The 15,264-nt window shown below is 73.0% G+C and carries 9 protein-coding genes; 6 read left to right on the forward strand and 3 right to left on the reverse strand.

The genetic code is table 11. The annotated features are described in order from the left end of the window. Nucleotides 1–3 precede the first annotated feature (3 nt). The 5 genes from meaB (at nucleotide 4) to CO540_RS25265 (ending at nucleotide 5,610) form a co-directional block, all read left to right on the forward strand. Nucleotides 4–987: a methylmalonyl Co-A mutase-associated GTPase MeaB gene (meaB, locus tag CO540_RS25245; protein ID WP_371682313.1), complete on the forward strand. Its 984-nt coding sequence runs from the start codon at nucleotides 4–6 to the stop codon at nucleotides 985–987. 93 nt (nucleotides 988–1,080) lie between these two features. Continuing rightward, complete coding sequence (locus CO540_RS25250; protein WP_099164930.1) at nucleotides 1,081–1,494, forward strand: Asp23/Gls24 family envelope stress response protein; 414 nt, start codon at nucleotides 1,081–1,083, stop codon at nucleotides 1,492–1,494. A 97-nt stretch (nucleotides 1,495–1,591) separates the two neighbouring features. Further along, nucleotides 1,592–3,280 carry a methylmalonyl-CoA mutase gene (locus tag CO540_RS25255; protein ID WP_091571372.1) on the forward strand — a complete coding sequence of 563 codons (1,689 nt, stop codon included), beginning with the start codon at nucleotides 1,592–1,594 and terminating at the stop codon, nucleotides 3,278–3,280. A 137-nt stretch (nucleotides 3,281–3,417) separates the two neighbouring features. Next, on the forward strand, nucleotides 3,418–4,335 hold the full coding sequence (locus CO540_RS25260; RefSeq protein ID WP_099163895.1) for a tetratricopeptide repeat protein: 918 nt from the start codon (nucleotides 3,418–3,420) through the stop codon (nucleotides 4,333–4,335). A 63-nt stretch (nucleotides 4,336–4,398) separates the two neighbouring features. Then, nucleotides 4,399–5,610, forward strand: coding sequence for an arginase family protein (locus CO540_RS25265; RefSeq protein ID WP_099163896.1), 1,212 nt, complete (start codon nucleotides 4,399–4,401; stop codon nucleotides 5,608–5,610). A 17-nt stretch (nucleotides 5,611–5,627) separates the two neighbouring features. Here CO540_RS25265 and CO540_RS25270 read toward each other — a convergent pair whose 3' ends face one another. After that, nucleotides 5,628–7,592, reverse strand: coding sequence for a penicillin-binding transpeptidase domain-containing protein (locus CO540_RS25270; RefSeq protein WP_099163897.1), 1,965 nt, complete (start codon nucleotides 7,590–7,592; stop codon nucleotides 5,628–5,630). A gap of 288 nt (nucleotides 7,593–7,880) precedes the next feature. On the opposite strand from CO540_RS25270, the gene CO540_RS25275 reads away from it, so the two are divergent. Continuing rightward, entirely contained in the window at nucleotides 7,881–12,950 is a 5,070-nt protein-coding gene (locus tag CO540_RS25275) for an NAD-glutamate dehydrogenase (RefSeq protein ID WP_098747088.1), read from the forward strand. A gap of 64 nt (nucleotides 12,951–13,014) precedes the next feature. On the opposite strand, the gene CO540_RS25280 is transcribed toward CO540_RS25275, so the two are convergent. Continuing rightward, nucleotides 13,015–13,848 (reverse strand): class F sortase, encoded by an 834-nt coding sequence (locus tag CO540_RS25280; RefSeq protein WP_253866182.1) that lies wholly within the window; start codon nucleotides 13,846–13,848, stop codon nucleotides 13,015–13,017. Then, complete coding sequence (locus tag CO540_RS25285) at nucleotides 13,835–15,022, reverse strand: hypothetical protein (RefSeq protein ID WP_099164932.1); 1,188 nt, start codon at nucleotides 15,020–15,022, stop codon at nucleotides 13,835–13,837. Before CO540_RS25285 ends, CO540_RS25280 begins: the two co-directional genes overlap by 14 nt. Between the last annotated feature and the right edge of the window lie 242 nt (nucleotides 15,023–15,264).

Below are 15,264 nucleotides of genomic sequence, written 5' to 3' on the forward strand. Positions count from 1 at the left end.
GACGTGAACAGCCGGGCCGCCGGTCCGGTGCGCCGCAGCCGGGACGTACCCCTGCTGGTGGAACGGGCCCGCGCGGGTGACCCCCGCGCGGTGGCCCGGCTGATCACCCTGGTCGAGTCCGGCGACGAGGTGCTTCCGCAGGTCGCGGCCGCGTTGGCGCCGTACGCCGGGCAGGCCCAGGTGGTCGGTCTCACCGGCTCGCCCGGGGTGGGCAAGTCGACCACCACCAACGAGCTGGTACGGGCGCTGCGGGCGCGCGGTCACCGGGTCGGGGTGTTGGCCATCGACCCGTCCAGCCCGTTCACCGGCGGGGCGATCCTCGGCGACCGGGTGCGGATGCAGGACCACGCCACCGACCCCGGCGTCTACATCCGCTCGATGTCCAGCCGGGGCCACCTGGGCGGGCTCTCCGCGGCCACGCCCCAGGCGGTACGGGTGCTGGAGGGCGCCGGCTGCGACGTGGTGCTGGTCGAGACGGTCGGGGTCGGGCAGGCCGAGGTGGAGGTGGCCTCACTGGCCGACACCACGCTGGTGCTGCTCGCCCCGGGCATGGGTGACGCGATCCAGGCGGTCAAGGCCGGCATCCTGGAGATCGCCGACGTCTTCGTGGTCAACAAGGCCGACCGGGACGGCGCCGACGCCACCGTCCGCGACATCCAGGGCATGATCGCGCTGGGTGAGCGCGGTCCGGGGGAGTGGCGCCCGCAGGTGGTCCGCGCGATCGCCGCCCGGGCCGAGGGCATCGACGACATCGCCGCCGCGATCGACAAGCACCGCGACTGGCTGGAGCGGCACGGCGAGCTGCGCCGCAGGCGGGAGGCGCGGGCCGCCGCCGAGATCGAGGCGATCGCGCTGGGCGCGCTCCGCGCCCGGATCGGTTCGCTGCGCGACGGTACGCAACTGCCGACGCTCGCGGCGAAGGTGGCCGAGGGCGCGATCGACCCGTACGCCGCCGCCGACGACCTCCTGGCCCAGCTCGCCACCTGACGCCGCCGGTCCACCCTCGACGGTGGGTCGGGCGGGCGGCGGTGCGGCTTGTACGCTCCCGGGGTCGGTAGGAGCGAGGGTGTGGGGGAGAGCGTGGAGCACGAGGCGACGCAGGAGCTGTCGGTGACGCCCGCCACCACCGCGGGCGGGACGACGCACGTCTCCGACGAGGTGGTGGAGAAGATCGCGGTGGCCGCCGCGAAGTCGGTGCCCGGCGTGGCCGAGCTGGGCGGCGACGTGGCCCGGTTCTTCAACTCCGTGCTCGACCGGATCGGGCTGGACCAGGTCGGCGACGCGCGGCGCGGCTGCTCGGCGCACGTGACGAACGGCGCGGCGGTGGTCAACCTGGTCATCGTGATCGACGGCGGCCGGCCGGTGCCCGAGGTGACCGAGGCGGTCCGCGCGGCCGTGACCTCGGCCGTCGAGGCGTACGGGCTGCGGGTCGACGAGATCAACATCAAGGTGGACGACGTGGCGCTGGGTGGCCCGGCGGTGCCCTCCGCCTGAGTCGGGTTACCGGCCGGTACGCCCGTCCTTAGCGATCGTTCAGGCCAGCGTTCTACACTCGGTCTTCGGCACGAGGACTCGAGGAGGAGCTCCGCGCATGGACGCTGACGAGATCGCCGCCGGCCGGGCCCGCTGGCAGGCCCGCTACGACGCTGCCCGCAAGCGCGACGCGGACTTCACCACGCTCTCCGGGCTGCCCGTGGAGCCGGTCTACGGCCCGCCTGAGGGCACCGCCTACCCGGGCTTCGAGCGGATCGGCTGGCCGGGCGAGTTCCCGTACACCCGGGGTCTGCACCCGACCGGTTACCGCGGGCGGACCTGGACCATCCGGCAGTTCGCCGGGTTCGGCAACGCCCGGCAGACCAACGAGCGCTACAAGATGATCCTCGGCGCCGGTGGCGGCGGGCTCTCCGTGGCCTTCGACATGCCGACGCTGATGGGCCGCGACTCGGACGACCCGCAGTCGCTCGGCGAGGTCGGCCACTGCGGCGTCGCGGTCGACACGGCCGCCGACATGGAGGTGCTCTTCGACGGCATCGACCTGGCCGCCGTGACCACCTCGATGACCATCTCCGGCCCGGCCGTGCCGGTCTTCTGCATGTACCTGGTCGCCGCCGAGCGGCAGGGCGCCGACCTGTCCACGCTGGACGGCACGCTCCAGACGGACATCTTCAAGGAGTACATCGCGCAGAAGGAGTGGCTGTTCGACCCCGAGCCGCACCTGCGCCTGATCGGCGACCTGATGGAGTACTGCGCCCGGGAGATCCCGCGCTACAAGCCGCTGTCGGTGTCCGGCTACCACATCCGCGAGGCCGGCTCGACCGCCGCGCAGGAGCTGGCGTACACCCTGGCCGACGGCTTCGGCTACGTCGAACTGGGGCTCTCGCGTGGGCTGGACGTCAACGTGTTCGCCCCCGGCCTGAGCTTCTTCTTCGACTCCCACGTGGACTTCTTCGAGGAGATCGCCAAGTTCCGGGCCGCCCGCCGGATCTGGGCCCGGTGGCTGCGCGACGTCTACGGCGCGACCAGCGAGAAGGCGCTCTGGCTGCGGTTCCACACGCAGACTGCCGGGGTGTCGCTGACCGCCCAGCAGCCGGTCAACAACGTGGTCCGGACCGCGGTGGAGGCGCTCGCCGCGGTGCTCGGCGGCACCAACTCGCTGCACACCAACGCGCTGGACGAGACGCTCGCCCTGCCCACCGACGAGTCGGCCGAGATCGCCCTGCGGACCCAGCAGGTGCTGATGGAGGAGACCGGGGTGGTCAACGTGGCCGACCCGCTCGGCGGCTCCTGGTACGTCGAGGCGCTCACCGACCGGATCGAGGCCGAGGCGGAGGAGATCTTCGCCCGGATCCGTCAGCTCGGCGGCGAGGGCCCGCACACCATCGGCCCGATGACCTCCGGCATCCTGCGGGGCATCGAGGACGGCTGGTTCACCGGGCACATCGCCGAGTCGGCGTTCGTCTACCAGCAGGCGCTGGAGAAGGGCGACAAGAAGATCGTCGGCGTCAACTGCCACACCGGCACGGTCGCCAAGGACCTGGAGATCCTGCGCATCTCGCACGAGGTGGAGCTGGAGCAGCGCCGGGTGCTCGCCGAGCGCAAGTCGGCCCGCGACGAGGCCGCGGTCACCGCCGCCGTCCGCCGGATGGTCGAGGTCTCCCGCACCGGCGAGAACATGATCCCGGCGATGCTGGACGCGGTCCGCGCCGAGGCCACCCTGGGCGAGATCTGCGACGCCCTGCGCGCCGAGTGGGGCGTCTACCGCGAGCCCGCCCGCTTCTAGTGCAAGGAGGGGCCCCTTCTTAACAGACGTCTGTTAAGAAGGGGCCCCTCCTTGCACCTCTGAGCAGGGGTGAGAGTCGCAACGTCGCCGTTGCGGGTGAGCGGCGTTCCGTGTGACACGTGCGAGACTAGACAACCATGAGCGACCCACGGATCACCTCGTCGATCTTCACCCGCGGCGCGGTCGACCTCAGCGCGCTGCGCACCCCCGCACCGGCCGACACCCCCTCCGCCACACCGTCACCGGGCGGTCCGCCCGCCGGGCTGCCGGGCAGCCCCGCCGGCTCGGCCGCCGTGATCGACGTGACCGAGGCGAACATCCAGTCCGAGGTGCTCGAACGCTCGCTCTCCACACCGGTCGTGGTCTTCTTCGGCGCGGCCGGCTACCCGGAGAGCGACCAGTTCGCCCCGGTGCTGGAGCGGCTGGCCGCCGAGGGCGCGGGAGCGTGGCTCCTGGCCCGGGTCGATGTGCAGCAGCAGCCGCGGCTCGCGCAGATGTTCCAGCTCCAGACGTTGCCGACCACGTACGCCATCGTCGGCGGTCGCCCGGTCGACGCCTTCCCCGGCGTGGTGCCCGAGTCCCAGCTGCGGCAGTGGCTCCAAGCCGTGCTCAAGGCCGCCGGGGTCACCGTGGCCGAGCCCGAGGACCCGCGGCTCGACGCGGCCGACGACGCGCTGATGAGCGGTGACCTCGACGCCGCCGAGGCGGCGTACCGGAAGATCCTGGCCGAGTCCCCGGCGGACGCGGCGGCGGAGGCGGGCCTGGCGCAGGTCGGGCTGGCCCGCCGGGTGGCCGGCGCGGATCCGCAGGGCGCGCTCGACGCGGCCGCGGCCGCCCCCGACGACGTGGCGGCGCAGCTGCTGGCCGCGGACATCGAGGTGCTCAGCGGCCTGGCGGACCAGGCCTACCAGCGGCTGGTCGGCCTGGTCCGCCGGACCGCCGGCGACGAGCGGGACACGGTACGCCAGCACCTGCTCAGCCTGTTCACGATCGCCGGCCCGGACGATCCCGCCGTGGCCTCCGCCCGACGCGCCCTGGCCAGCGCGCTGTTCTGAGTTCGTCGCACACGTGCGGGCCGGCGCACCGCCGGCCCGCCCGACCACCGAGGACGGGAGCCCATGATGCGCCGGATCGCCGTCCTCGACGCGCCGACCAACCTCGGCCTGCGGCCACCCACGCCCAGCTCCGTCCCGGGCTGCGGCAAGGCCCCCGGGGCGTTGCGCGACCACGGGCTGCTCGCTCGGCTGCGGGCCCGGGACGCCGGCTGCCTGACCCCGCCCCGCTACGACCCCGGTGACTGGCGGCCCGGCGACGGCGTCTGCCACGCGCCGGAGATCTCCGGATACTCCGTGGCGTTGGCCGACCGGATCGGCGCGATCATCGACCGCGGCGAGTTCCCGCTGGTGCTCGGCGGGGACTGCTCGGTGCTGCTCGGCTCGGCGCTGGCCATGCACCGGCTCGGTGAGGCGGTCGGCGGACGGATCGGGCTGGTCTTCGTCGACGGCCACTCCGACTTCCGGCACCCCGGCAACGCCTCCTACGTGGGCGCCGCCGCCGGGGAGGACCTGGCGCTGGTCACCGGGCGGGGGCAGCCCGACCTGGCCGCCATCGAGGGGCGACGCCCCTACTTCCGCGACATCGACGTGGTGGTGCTCGGCATCCGCGCGCAGGACGAGTACCGCCTCGACCTCCAGGCCGCCGGCATCACCACCCGTCCGGTGCCGGCGCTGCGCGCCGAGGGCGCGGCCCGGACCGCCCAGTGGGCGCACGAGCAGCTCGTCGACTGCGCCGGCTACTGGGTGCACATCGACGTGGACGTGCTCGACCCGGCCGTGATGCCGGCCGTGGACGCGCCCGACCCCGGCGGGATCGCCTTCGCCGAGCTGGAGATCCTGCTCGCCGGGCTGGTCGACACCCCGCACTGCCTCGGCGTCGAGCTGACCGTCTTCGACCCCGACTACGACCCGGACGGCGCGTACGCGGCGGAGATCGTGAACACGGTGGTGGCCGGGCTCGCCCCGGTGGTGGCGCCGGGCGCGGTACCGCCCCGGCTGCTGCCGGCCACCCCGCCGGCGCCGGCGCCCCGGGCGGGCAACGGCCGGCCGGAGCGGGACCGGCTGTCCGCCCCCGTTGCCGTACCGGCCCCCGCCGTGGCCGTGGAGCCGATCGGCCCGGTTCCCACCGCCGACGGCGACGGGCCGGACGACGTCGACGACCGTCCGCCGGGTGAGCCCGTCGGTGACGACCCGTTGGGGCCGGGCCGCCTCCGGCGTCCGCCCGTCGAGGACGACGAACCGGCCGTGGACCGGCCGGGCATCGACGTCACCTGAGGACGCCGGCGCGCTGCTCAGCGGGCGAGGCCGCGCAGGAAGCGCTCGGCGATCGGCACCGCGCTCGTCGTGCTCGACCCGCCCTGCTCGACGAAGACGGCGAACGCCACGTCGCCCTGCCAGCCGACGAACCACGCGTGGGTGTGCGCCGGGTTGTTGTCGTACTCGGCGGTGCCGGTCTTGCCGTGCACCGGCTCGCCGGGCACCTTCGCCAGCGCCGTGCCGGTGCCGGACGTGACCACGCCGCGCATCATCGTCTTCAGCGCCGCGACGGACTCCGGCTTGAGCGCCGGCCCGGCCGGTGCGGGCTTCGCCGGCGCCGGGTCCAGCAGCAGCTTCGGCTGCTCCCAGCGGCCCCGCGCCACCGCCGCGGTGGCGCCGGCCATCGCCAGCGGACTCACCACGGTGGTGCCCTGGCCGATCGCGGCGGCGGCCTGCTCGGTGGGCCCACCGTTCGCGGAGACCTTGCCGGTGAACACGTCCGCGCCGAGGTCCCAGCCGGCCTCCAGGCCGAGCGTACGGCCCGCCTGCGCGAGCCCGTCCGGGCCGAGCTTCGGCGCGAGCGCGGTGAAGGCGGTGTTGCAGGACTTGGCGAAGTCGGTGGCGAAGGGCACCGGGCCCAGCTCGAAGTTGTCGGAGTTCTTGAAGATCCGGCCGTCGACCTCGGAGGTCTTCGGGCAGTCCACCGTCGTCTGCGGGGTCACCGCGCCCCGGTCGAGCAGGCCGAGCGCGCTGACCATCTTAAACGTCGAGCCGGGCGGCACCTGGGCGGTGAAGGCGAGGTTCTCGCCGGCCGCGCCGGGCCCGTTCGCGGCGGCCAGCACGGCGCCGTCGCTGATCCGCACGGCGACCAGCGCCGAGCGCCGGGTCTGGCCGCGCAACGCGGCGTCGGCGGCGTTCTGGGTGGCGACGTCGAGCGTGGTCCTCACCGGCTGCCCGGCCTTCGGGTCGCTGCGGAACAGTTCGGCGCCGGTCGGTTCGGTGGCGCCCTCCGGGGTGAGCCGCTCGGTGATCACGGTGATCCCGGGGACGCCGCGCAGGCGCTCGTCGTACCGGCCCTGCAGGCCGCCGTGGCCGACCAGGTCGCCGCGGGCGTACCGGTCGGGGTGGGCCTGGAGGTCGTCGGCCTGGGCCGGGTCGACCGAGCCGAGCAGCGCCCGGGCGAACTCCCGGGTCGGGGCGAGCATCAGCTTGTCGGTGGGGAACCGGGTGCCGGGCAGCTCGTAGATCCGGGGCTTGATCTGCCGGTAGGCCTCCTCGCGGAGGGTCACCACCTCGACCTGCGCGTCCCGGTCCGCCTCCTTGAGGCGTTTGGGCAGGTCGCTCAGGTCGACCGGCGGGGTGAGCGCGGGCCGCACCGCCTTGAACGCGGCGTCCAGCCGGCGCACCAGGCCCGGCACGTCGGTGACCTCGCCGGGGGCGATCTGCACCCGGACCACCGGGCGCGGCGTGACGATCGGCTGACCGGCGGCGTCCAGCACGCCGGCCCGTTGCGCCGCCTCCCGGCGCAGGGCGAGGCGGTCGCCCTCCTCCAGCTTCTCGTGCACCACGGCCGGCTCCCAGATCACCTGCCACCGGTCGTCGCCGCCGCGCTTGAGGCGCAGCGGGTTGTCGTAGGACCAGCGGACGCCACCGGGCAGCGGCCAGGTCAGCCGGACCCGGGCGGTCGCGATGTCGCCCTTGGTGGTGATCTCGCCGGTGCGCTCCAGGGCCGGTGGGTCGGCGGCCAGCTCGCCGGAGAGCGTCTTGAGTCGTTTCGTCACCTCGGCGGCCGGCACCCGCGCGCCGGTCGGCTCGACGAAGCCGACCGGTTGCAGGTCACCGGAGCGCCAGCCGGTCAGGAACGCGTCGACGGCCTGCTCCGGCCCGTCCTCGCCGGAGCAGGCGGTCACCGCACCGGCCGCCATCAGGACGGCGGTCGCCGTCGCGACCAGGCGGTGACGGGTGTGACGGCGGGGGCGGACGGGGTACGACACGGGCATGAAGCGGTCCCTCCGGTGCTCAACTGCCCTGCACGCTAGTACGACCCGCGGCTCCCCACCGTCCCGCCGCCTCGTCCGCCGGGGTGACACGCGGCGCGTGGCAGTGTGATGAACATCGCCAGTCGGGGTACTCCGCGACCGGCCGACCACGAACCCGCAACGGGTGAAAGGACAGAGTCCCGATCCGGACGTCCGGCCGGTGGTCCGCCGACGAAGGCACACAGCGGCAGGGCCTAGGCTGGGCGGCAGAGTGACCCACAACGCGGTGGGTCGAGGGGAGTGGCACCGATGGACCGGCGTCCGGCGATCAAACCGGGACCCGACCTCCGGCAGGCTGACACCAGCCGGGACGATGACAGCTTCGATTCGGCGACCGACGGGGACGGTTACGGCCGTCTCGACACAGGAGTGACCGGGATGACCGGTTCCAGCATCGACACCCTCTACGACCTGGGTCTGCCCGCGCAGGCACTGGCCGACGAGTCCGAGGACGCCGAGCTGGACGAGCCCGTACCCAACGCGGAGCGCCTGGTCGCCCAGGCGGTGGCGCTGGCCGGCGACGACCACGACGCGGCCACCCTGGTGGACCGGTTCTGGCGGTTCGCGCCGGACGAGGAGTTGATCGGCTTCACCGCCGAGGAGATGCTGGAGGCGGCCCGGGCCCACCGGGACCTGGCCCAGCAGCGGGTGCCGGGCGAGCTGAAGCTGCGCATCCACGAGCCGGACGCCGAGCAGCACCACACGGTCGTCGAGATCGTCACCGACGACATGCCGTTCCTGGTCGACTCGGTCACCGCGCTGCTGAACTCCCGTCACCTCGACGTGCACCTGCTGGTGCACCCGCTGGTCGTGGTCCGGCGCGAGCCGCTGGGCCGGCTCACCGAGGTCTCCGCCGACGTGGAGCCGGACGACGCGATCGCCGGTGACCTGGTCGAGAGCTGGATGCGGATCGAGATCGACCCGGTCCGCGACCCGGCCGAGCGGGAGGCGCTGCGCCGCGAGTTGCAGCGGGTGCTGACCGACGTGCGGGAGGCCGTCGAGGACTGGCCCAAGATGCGGCAGCGGGCGCTGGCGCTCGCCGACGAGCTGGCCGCCGCCCGGACGTCGGACAACCGGCCGCCGGTGCCGGAGAAGGACATCACCGACTCGGTGGAGCTGCTGCGGTGGCTCGCCCACGACCACTTCACGTTCCTCGGCTACCGGGAGTACCGGCTGGTCGACACGGACGGGACGGGCGGCGGCGGGCAGGCCCTCGAAGCCGTCCTCGGCACCGGGCTGGGCATCCTGCGCTCGGACTCGCCGGAGGCCCGGTCGCTCAACTCGATGACGCCCGAGGCGCACGAGAAGGTGCTGGAGAAGCGCCTGCTCATCATCACCAAGGCCAACTCGCGGGCCACCGTGCACCGGTCGGCCTACCTGGACTACATCGGCTTCAAGATCTTCAACGAGGCCGGCGAGGTGGTCGGGGAGCGTCGGTTCCTCGGTCTGTTCTCCACCGCCGCGTACCGGACCAGCGTGCAGGAACTGCCGGTGGTGCGCCGCAAGGTCGCCGAGGTGCTGGACCGCTCGGGCCTGAGCCTGCGCAGCCACTCCGGCAAGGACCTGCTCCAGATCCTGGAGACCTACCCGCGCGACGAGCTGTTCCAGATCAAGACCGACGACCTCTACCACGCGGTGATCGGCGTGCTGCGGATGGCCGGCCGCCGGCAGCTGCGGGTCTTCCTGCGCCGCGACGCGTACGGGCGGTTCATCTCCTGCCTGATCTACCTGCCGCGGGACCGGTTCACCACGCAGAACCGGTTGCGCATGCAGGACATCCTGCTGCGCGAGCTGAACGGCGTCGGCGTCGACTACACCACCCGGGTGACCGAGTCGATGCTGGCCCGGGTGCACTTCATCGTCCGCACCGACCCGAACAACCCGCCCGGTGAGATCGACGCCGACCTGCTGGCCGAGGAGCTGGCGGACGCCACCCGGCTCTGGGACGACGACTACCGGCTGGTGCTGGAGCGCAAGCTCGGCGACGAGCAGGCCAAGCACCTGTTCAGCCGGTACGCCGACGCGTTCCCGGAGGGCTACAAGGACGGGCACACGCCGTACGAGGCGATGAAGGACCTGGCCAAGCTGGAGCTGCTGGAGGAGCCCGGCCAGCTGGAGATGCACCTGTTCCGCAAGCAGCTGGCGCCGCGCCCGTACGCCGCCGGTCGCGCCGCCGAGGCCGACGAGGCCATGGACGTGCGGTTCAAGGTCTACCGGTACGGCGAGCCGATGATGCTCTCCGCCGTGCTGCCGGTGCTGCACTCGCTCGGCGTGAAGGTGGTCGACGAGCACCCGTACGAGGTGGAGCGCGTCGACGGCCGGATCTGGCTCTACGACTTCGGTCTGGAGCTGCCCGAGCGGCACCAGGACCTGGCCGAGGTACGGCCGCACGTGGAGAACGCGTTCGCCGCCGCGTGGCGGGGCGAGGCCGAGGTGGACGGCTTCAACGAGCTGGTGCTGCGGGCCGGGCTCACCTGGCGGCAGGTGGTCGTGCTGCGGGCGTACGCGAAGTACCTGCGGCAGGCCGGCACCGTGTTCTCCCAGGAGTACATGGAGCAGACGTTCATCGCGTACCCGCGGATCGCCGGGCTGCTGGTGGAGCTGTTCGAGACCCGGTTCGCGCCCGGCGCGACCACGCTGGACGAGCGCCGGCAGCGCAGCGGCGAGCTGGTCGAGGCGATCGGCGAGGCGCTGGACGAGGTGGCCAGCCTGGACCAGGACCGGATCCTGCGCGCCTACCTGACGCTGATGCAGGCCACGCTGCGCACCAGCTTCTACCAGAAGCCGGTGGGCGGGCGGCCGAAGGCGTACGTGGCGTTCAAGCTGGACCCGCAGGCGATCCCGGACCTGCCGGCGCCCCGGCCCAAGTTCGAGATCTTCGTCTACTCGCCCCGGTTCGAGGGCGTGCACCTGCGGTTCGGGCCGGTGGCCCGGGGCGGCCTGCGCTGGTCCGACCGGCGCGAGGACTTCCGCACCGAGGTGCTCGGCCTGGTCAAGGCGCAGATGGTCAAGAACGCGGTGATCGTGCCGGTGGGCGCCAAGGGCGGCTTCGTGCTCAAGCAGAAGCCGGGCGACCGGGACGAGGCGGTGGTCTGCTACAAGGAGTTCATCTCCGCGCTGCTCGACGTCACGGACAACATCGTCAGCGGCGAGATCGTGCCGCCGGTCGACGTGGTCCGGCACGACGGCGACGACCCCTACCTCGTGGTGGCGGCGGACAAGGGCACGGCCACGTTCTCCGACATCGCCAACGAGATCTCCACCGCGCACAACTTCTGGCTGGGCGACGCGTTCGCCTCCGGCGGCTCGGCCGGCTACGACCACAAGAAGATGGGCATCACCGCCCGGGGCGCCTGGGAGTCGGTGAAGCGGCACTTCCGCGAGCTGGGCCACGACACCCAGACCCAGGACTTCACCGTGGTCGGCGTCGGCGACATGTCCGGCGACGTGTTCGGCAACGGCATGCTGCTGTCGAAGCACATCCGGCTGCTCGCCGCCTTCGACCACCGGCACATCTTCCTGGACCCGGACCCGGACGCGGCCCGCTCCTGGGACGAGCGCAAGCGGTTGTTCGACCTGCCCCGGTCGTCGTGGGAGGACTACGACGCCGAGCTGATCTCGGCCGGCGGCGGCATCTACCCGCGTACCGCGAAGTCGGTGCCGATCACGCCGCAGGTGCGCGCGGTGCTCGGCCTCGACGACGACGTCACGCAGCTCAGCCCGCAGGAGCTGATGAAGGCGATCGTCACCGCGCCGGTGGACCTGTTCTGGAACGGCGGCATCGGCACCTACGTCAAGGCGTCGACACAGACCAACGCCGAGGTCGGGGACAAGTCCAACGACGCCATCCGGGTGGACGGCCGCGCCCTGCGCTGCCGGGTGGTCGGCGAGGGCGGCAACCTGGGCTTCACCCAGCAGGGCCGGATCGAGTACGCCTCCGGCGGTGGCCGCATCTACACCGACTTCATCGACAACGCGGCCGGGGTGGACTGCTCCGACCACGAGGTGAACATCAAGATCCTGCTCAACACGGCGGTCGCCGACGGTGAGCTGGACCGGCCGGAGCGCGACGAGCTGCTGGCCCAGATGACCGACGAGGTCGCCGAGCTGGTGCTGCGGGACAACTACGACCAGGCCCGGGCCGTCAACAACGCCCAGGCGCAGGCCGCCTCGCTGCTCCCGGTGCACCGGCGCATGATCAACGAGCTGGAGCGCTCCGGTGCGCTGGACCGGGCGTTGGAGGCGCTGCCGCCGGACGAGGAACTGGCGGTCCGCGCCGAGAACGGGCTGACCGCGCCGGAGTTCGCGGTGCTGCTCGCGTACGTGAAGATCGTGCTGGAGCGCGAGATCGTCGGCGAGGGACTGGCGGACGAGGAGTGGACGACCGACGTCCTGGTCAACTACTTCCCGACCCCGCTGCGGCAGCGCTTCGCCGACCGGATGGGCCGGCACCGGCTGCGTCGGGACATCGTCACCACGGTCCTGGTCAACGAGGCGATCAACCGGGGCGGCATCTCGTTCGTCTTCCGGGTGGTCGAGGAGACGGCGGCCTCCGCGGCCGACGTGCTGCGGGCGTACGTGGTGGTCCGCGAGGTGTTCGGGCTGGGCGAGCTGTGGAACGCGGTCGAGGCCCTGGACAACAAGGTCTCGCCCGAGCTGCAGACCGCCGTCTACCTGGACACCCGGCGGCTGCTCGACCGCGCGGTGCGCTGGCTGGTGACCAACCGGCGCTCACCGATCGACGTGCCGGCGGAGATCGCCCGGTTGCGCGACGGGGTGACCCGGCTCCTGCCGGACCTGGAGCACCTGTTCTGGGGCACCGAGCGCGAGGCGATCGCGGCGCACATCGAGTCGCTGGTCGGCAAGGGGCTACCGCGTGACCTGGCCGAGCAGGCGACCCGCCTGATGTACAGCTTCGGCCTGCTCGACATCGTCGAGACCGCGCAGACGACCGGGCGGGACGTGAGCGAGGTGGCCTCGGTCTACTTCGTGCTCAGCGACCGGTTCCGGGTGGACGCCCTGCTGTCGAAGATCTCCCTGCTGCCCCGGGAGGACCGGTGGCAGACCCTGGCCCGGATGGCGCTGCGCTACGACCTGTACGCCGCGTTGGCCGCGCTCACCGCGGAGGTGCTCGGGTCCACCCCGGACAGCCTCCCGCCGGCGGAACGGGTGCAGGAGTGGGAGCAGGCGAACGCGACCTCGATCCACCGGGCCCACCGGGCGATGGGGGAGTTCGACGAGTCCCGCGCCGACCTGTCCGCGCTGTCCGTGCTGCTGCGTCAGATCCGTACCCTGGTCCGGACCTCGGCGGCGGCCTGACCGCTTCCGTCCGCGCGTGGCCCGGTGGTCGGGGAACCGACCGCCGGGCCACGGCCGTTCGCGGCTACGCGGTCATCCGGGCGTAGACGACGATGTTGTTCAGGTAGCTGCCGGCGGTCCGGTCGAACACCCCGCCGCAGGTGACCACCCGCAGGCCGGGCACGTCGGACGGGCCGTAGACCTGCTCCGCCGGGAACGCGGTCTTCGGGTACGACCGGACCTCGTCCACGGTGAACGTGGCGGTCGAGCCGTCCTGCCGGACGACGGCGATGGCGTCGCCCGGCACCAGCGCGCCCAGGTTGAAGAAGACCGCCGGGCCGAGCTGGGCGGAGTCGACGTGCCCGACGACCACGGCGTTGCCGACCTCGCCGGGACTGGCGCCGGGGGAGTACCAGCCGGCCTTCATCGCCTGGTCCAACGGGGGCACCTGGACCGTGCCGTCCGGGTTGGTGCCGAGCGTCATGATCTCGGCCCGCACCCCGATCCGGGGGATCGAGATGGTGGTCGGCGCCGACCGGGGCAGCGCGACCGGCGCAGCGACCGGCGCGGCCGGTGAACCCGGAACGGCCGGTGTGCCGGAGACGGCCGGTGCCGGCGGGGTGGCGACCGCCGGGGTGGGGGAGCCGACGGCGGCGTCGGGCGGCGTGACCGGCACGTCGGGGGAGGACGTCTCCTCCGCTGTCGGGTCGAGGTCGACGTCCGGGGCCGGGTCGGTGGCGACCGGCCCGGCCTGCGCGATCGGTTGCGGCGGGGTGGGTGCTGGGACGGTCCGTACGGACGCGCCGATCAGCCCCGCGCCCACCATGGCGAGCAGGACGACGACGGCCGCGCCGGCGGCACGCCACGGTCTCCCGTGACGGCCGCCGGCCCGGGTCGTCGTCCGGTCAGACCAGGCCACCGGCCCGCCGCCGGCGCAGCAGCACCAGGCCGCCCAGCGCCGCGGCGCCGATCATGCCCGCGCCACCGGTGGCGAGACCGCGGTCCACGCCGGTGGTGGCCATCCCGCCGTCACCGCCGTCGACCCCGCCGCGGGGCAGGACCACCAGCTCGCCCTCGCCGCAGGAGCCCCTGAGCTCGTAGCGGCCCGGGCGGGCGTGCTCGGAGACGGTGGCCTCGCCGTAGTAGACGAAGTCCTTCCCGTGCTCCCAGCCGGCCTCGTCGCCCCCGCGGCCGTACTCGTCCCCGCCGCGGCCGTACTCGCCGCCGGACTGCCAGTCCTTGCCGTGGTCGTCCTTGGCGTAGTCGTCCTTGCCGTGCTCGTCCTTGCCGTGCTCGTCCTTGCCGTCCTGCCAGGCGCTGTGCTCGTCCTTGGCGTAGTCGTCCTTGCCGTCCTGCCAGGCGCCGTGCTCGTCCTTGGCGTCCCGGCCGTGGCCGTCCTTGCCGTCCTTGCCGTGCTCGTCCATCGCCCAGTCGGCGGCGTTCCGGCCCGGCTGTTCCTTCTCCCAGCCCGGTTCGGCGTCCTGGCCGTACTCCTCGTGGCCCTTCCAGTCGGCCTGGTCGCCGTGGTCGGCGGCCACACCGCCGCCCATGCCACCGGGCTGGCCGCCCGGCTGCGGCACGTCGGCCGGCGGCTGCGGCATGCCGTTGCCACCCGGGCCGTGCTCGTCCTTGCCCTGCTCGCCCTTGCCCTGCTCGCCCTTGCCGTGGTCGTCCTTGCCCTGCTCGTCCCTGCCGTGGTCGTCCTTGCCCTCGGGGCCCTTGCCGTGGTCGTCGCGACCGTGCCCGTCCTTGCCGTCGGGGCCCTGGTCGGCGTCCCAGCCCCCGTCGGACCAGTCGCCGCCCTTGTCGGACCAGTCACCACCCTTGTCCGACCAGTCGCCGTGCTCGCCGTCACGGGCCGGGTGGAGGTCGACCTTGCCGGTCACCTTCGACCAGACGGAGGCGTGCTCCTGGGGCTCGGAGCAGATCTCGAGCAGTTCGACGGTGTCACCCGCCTTGACCACGTGCGGCTTGGCGATGACCTTCCCCTCGTCGTGTCCGCCCGCGTAGGCCATCCCCGGGGTGAACACGAGAAGGCCCGCGCCGCCCAGAGCGGCACCCGCGACGACCTTCCCGAGCATCTTCTTAGCCATGACCAGCGTCACTCCATCCCTGTTCGTCCTGAGCCCGACGTCAGTCGAGCTACCGCCGACGTTAGACCTTTTCGCGACTTATTCGGGGAAAGATTCGTTTTTAGGAGTTTGCCGATGATGTGCCGATCCTGGTGCTAAGCCGCCTGAGATCCGATGTGCGTGCGTTCGGGCCCACCCCGCCCTGCTGCCCCGTTCGCTCTGCTACTCCAACCACCCCCTGCGTCCTGCTCGCTGGGACGGTC

The organism is Micromonospora sp. WMMA2032 (assembly GCF_002688545.1).
GTDB lineage: Bacteria > Actinomycetota > Actinomycetes > Mycobacteriales > Micromonosporaceae > Micromonospora > Micromonospora sediminicola.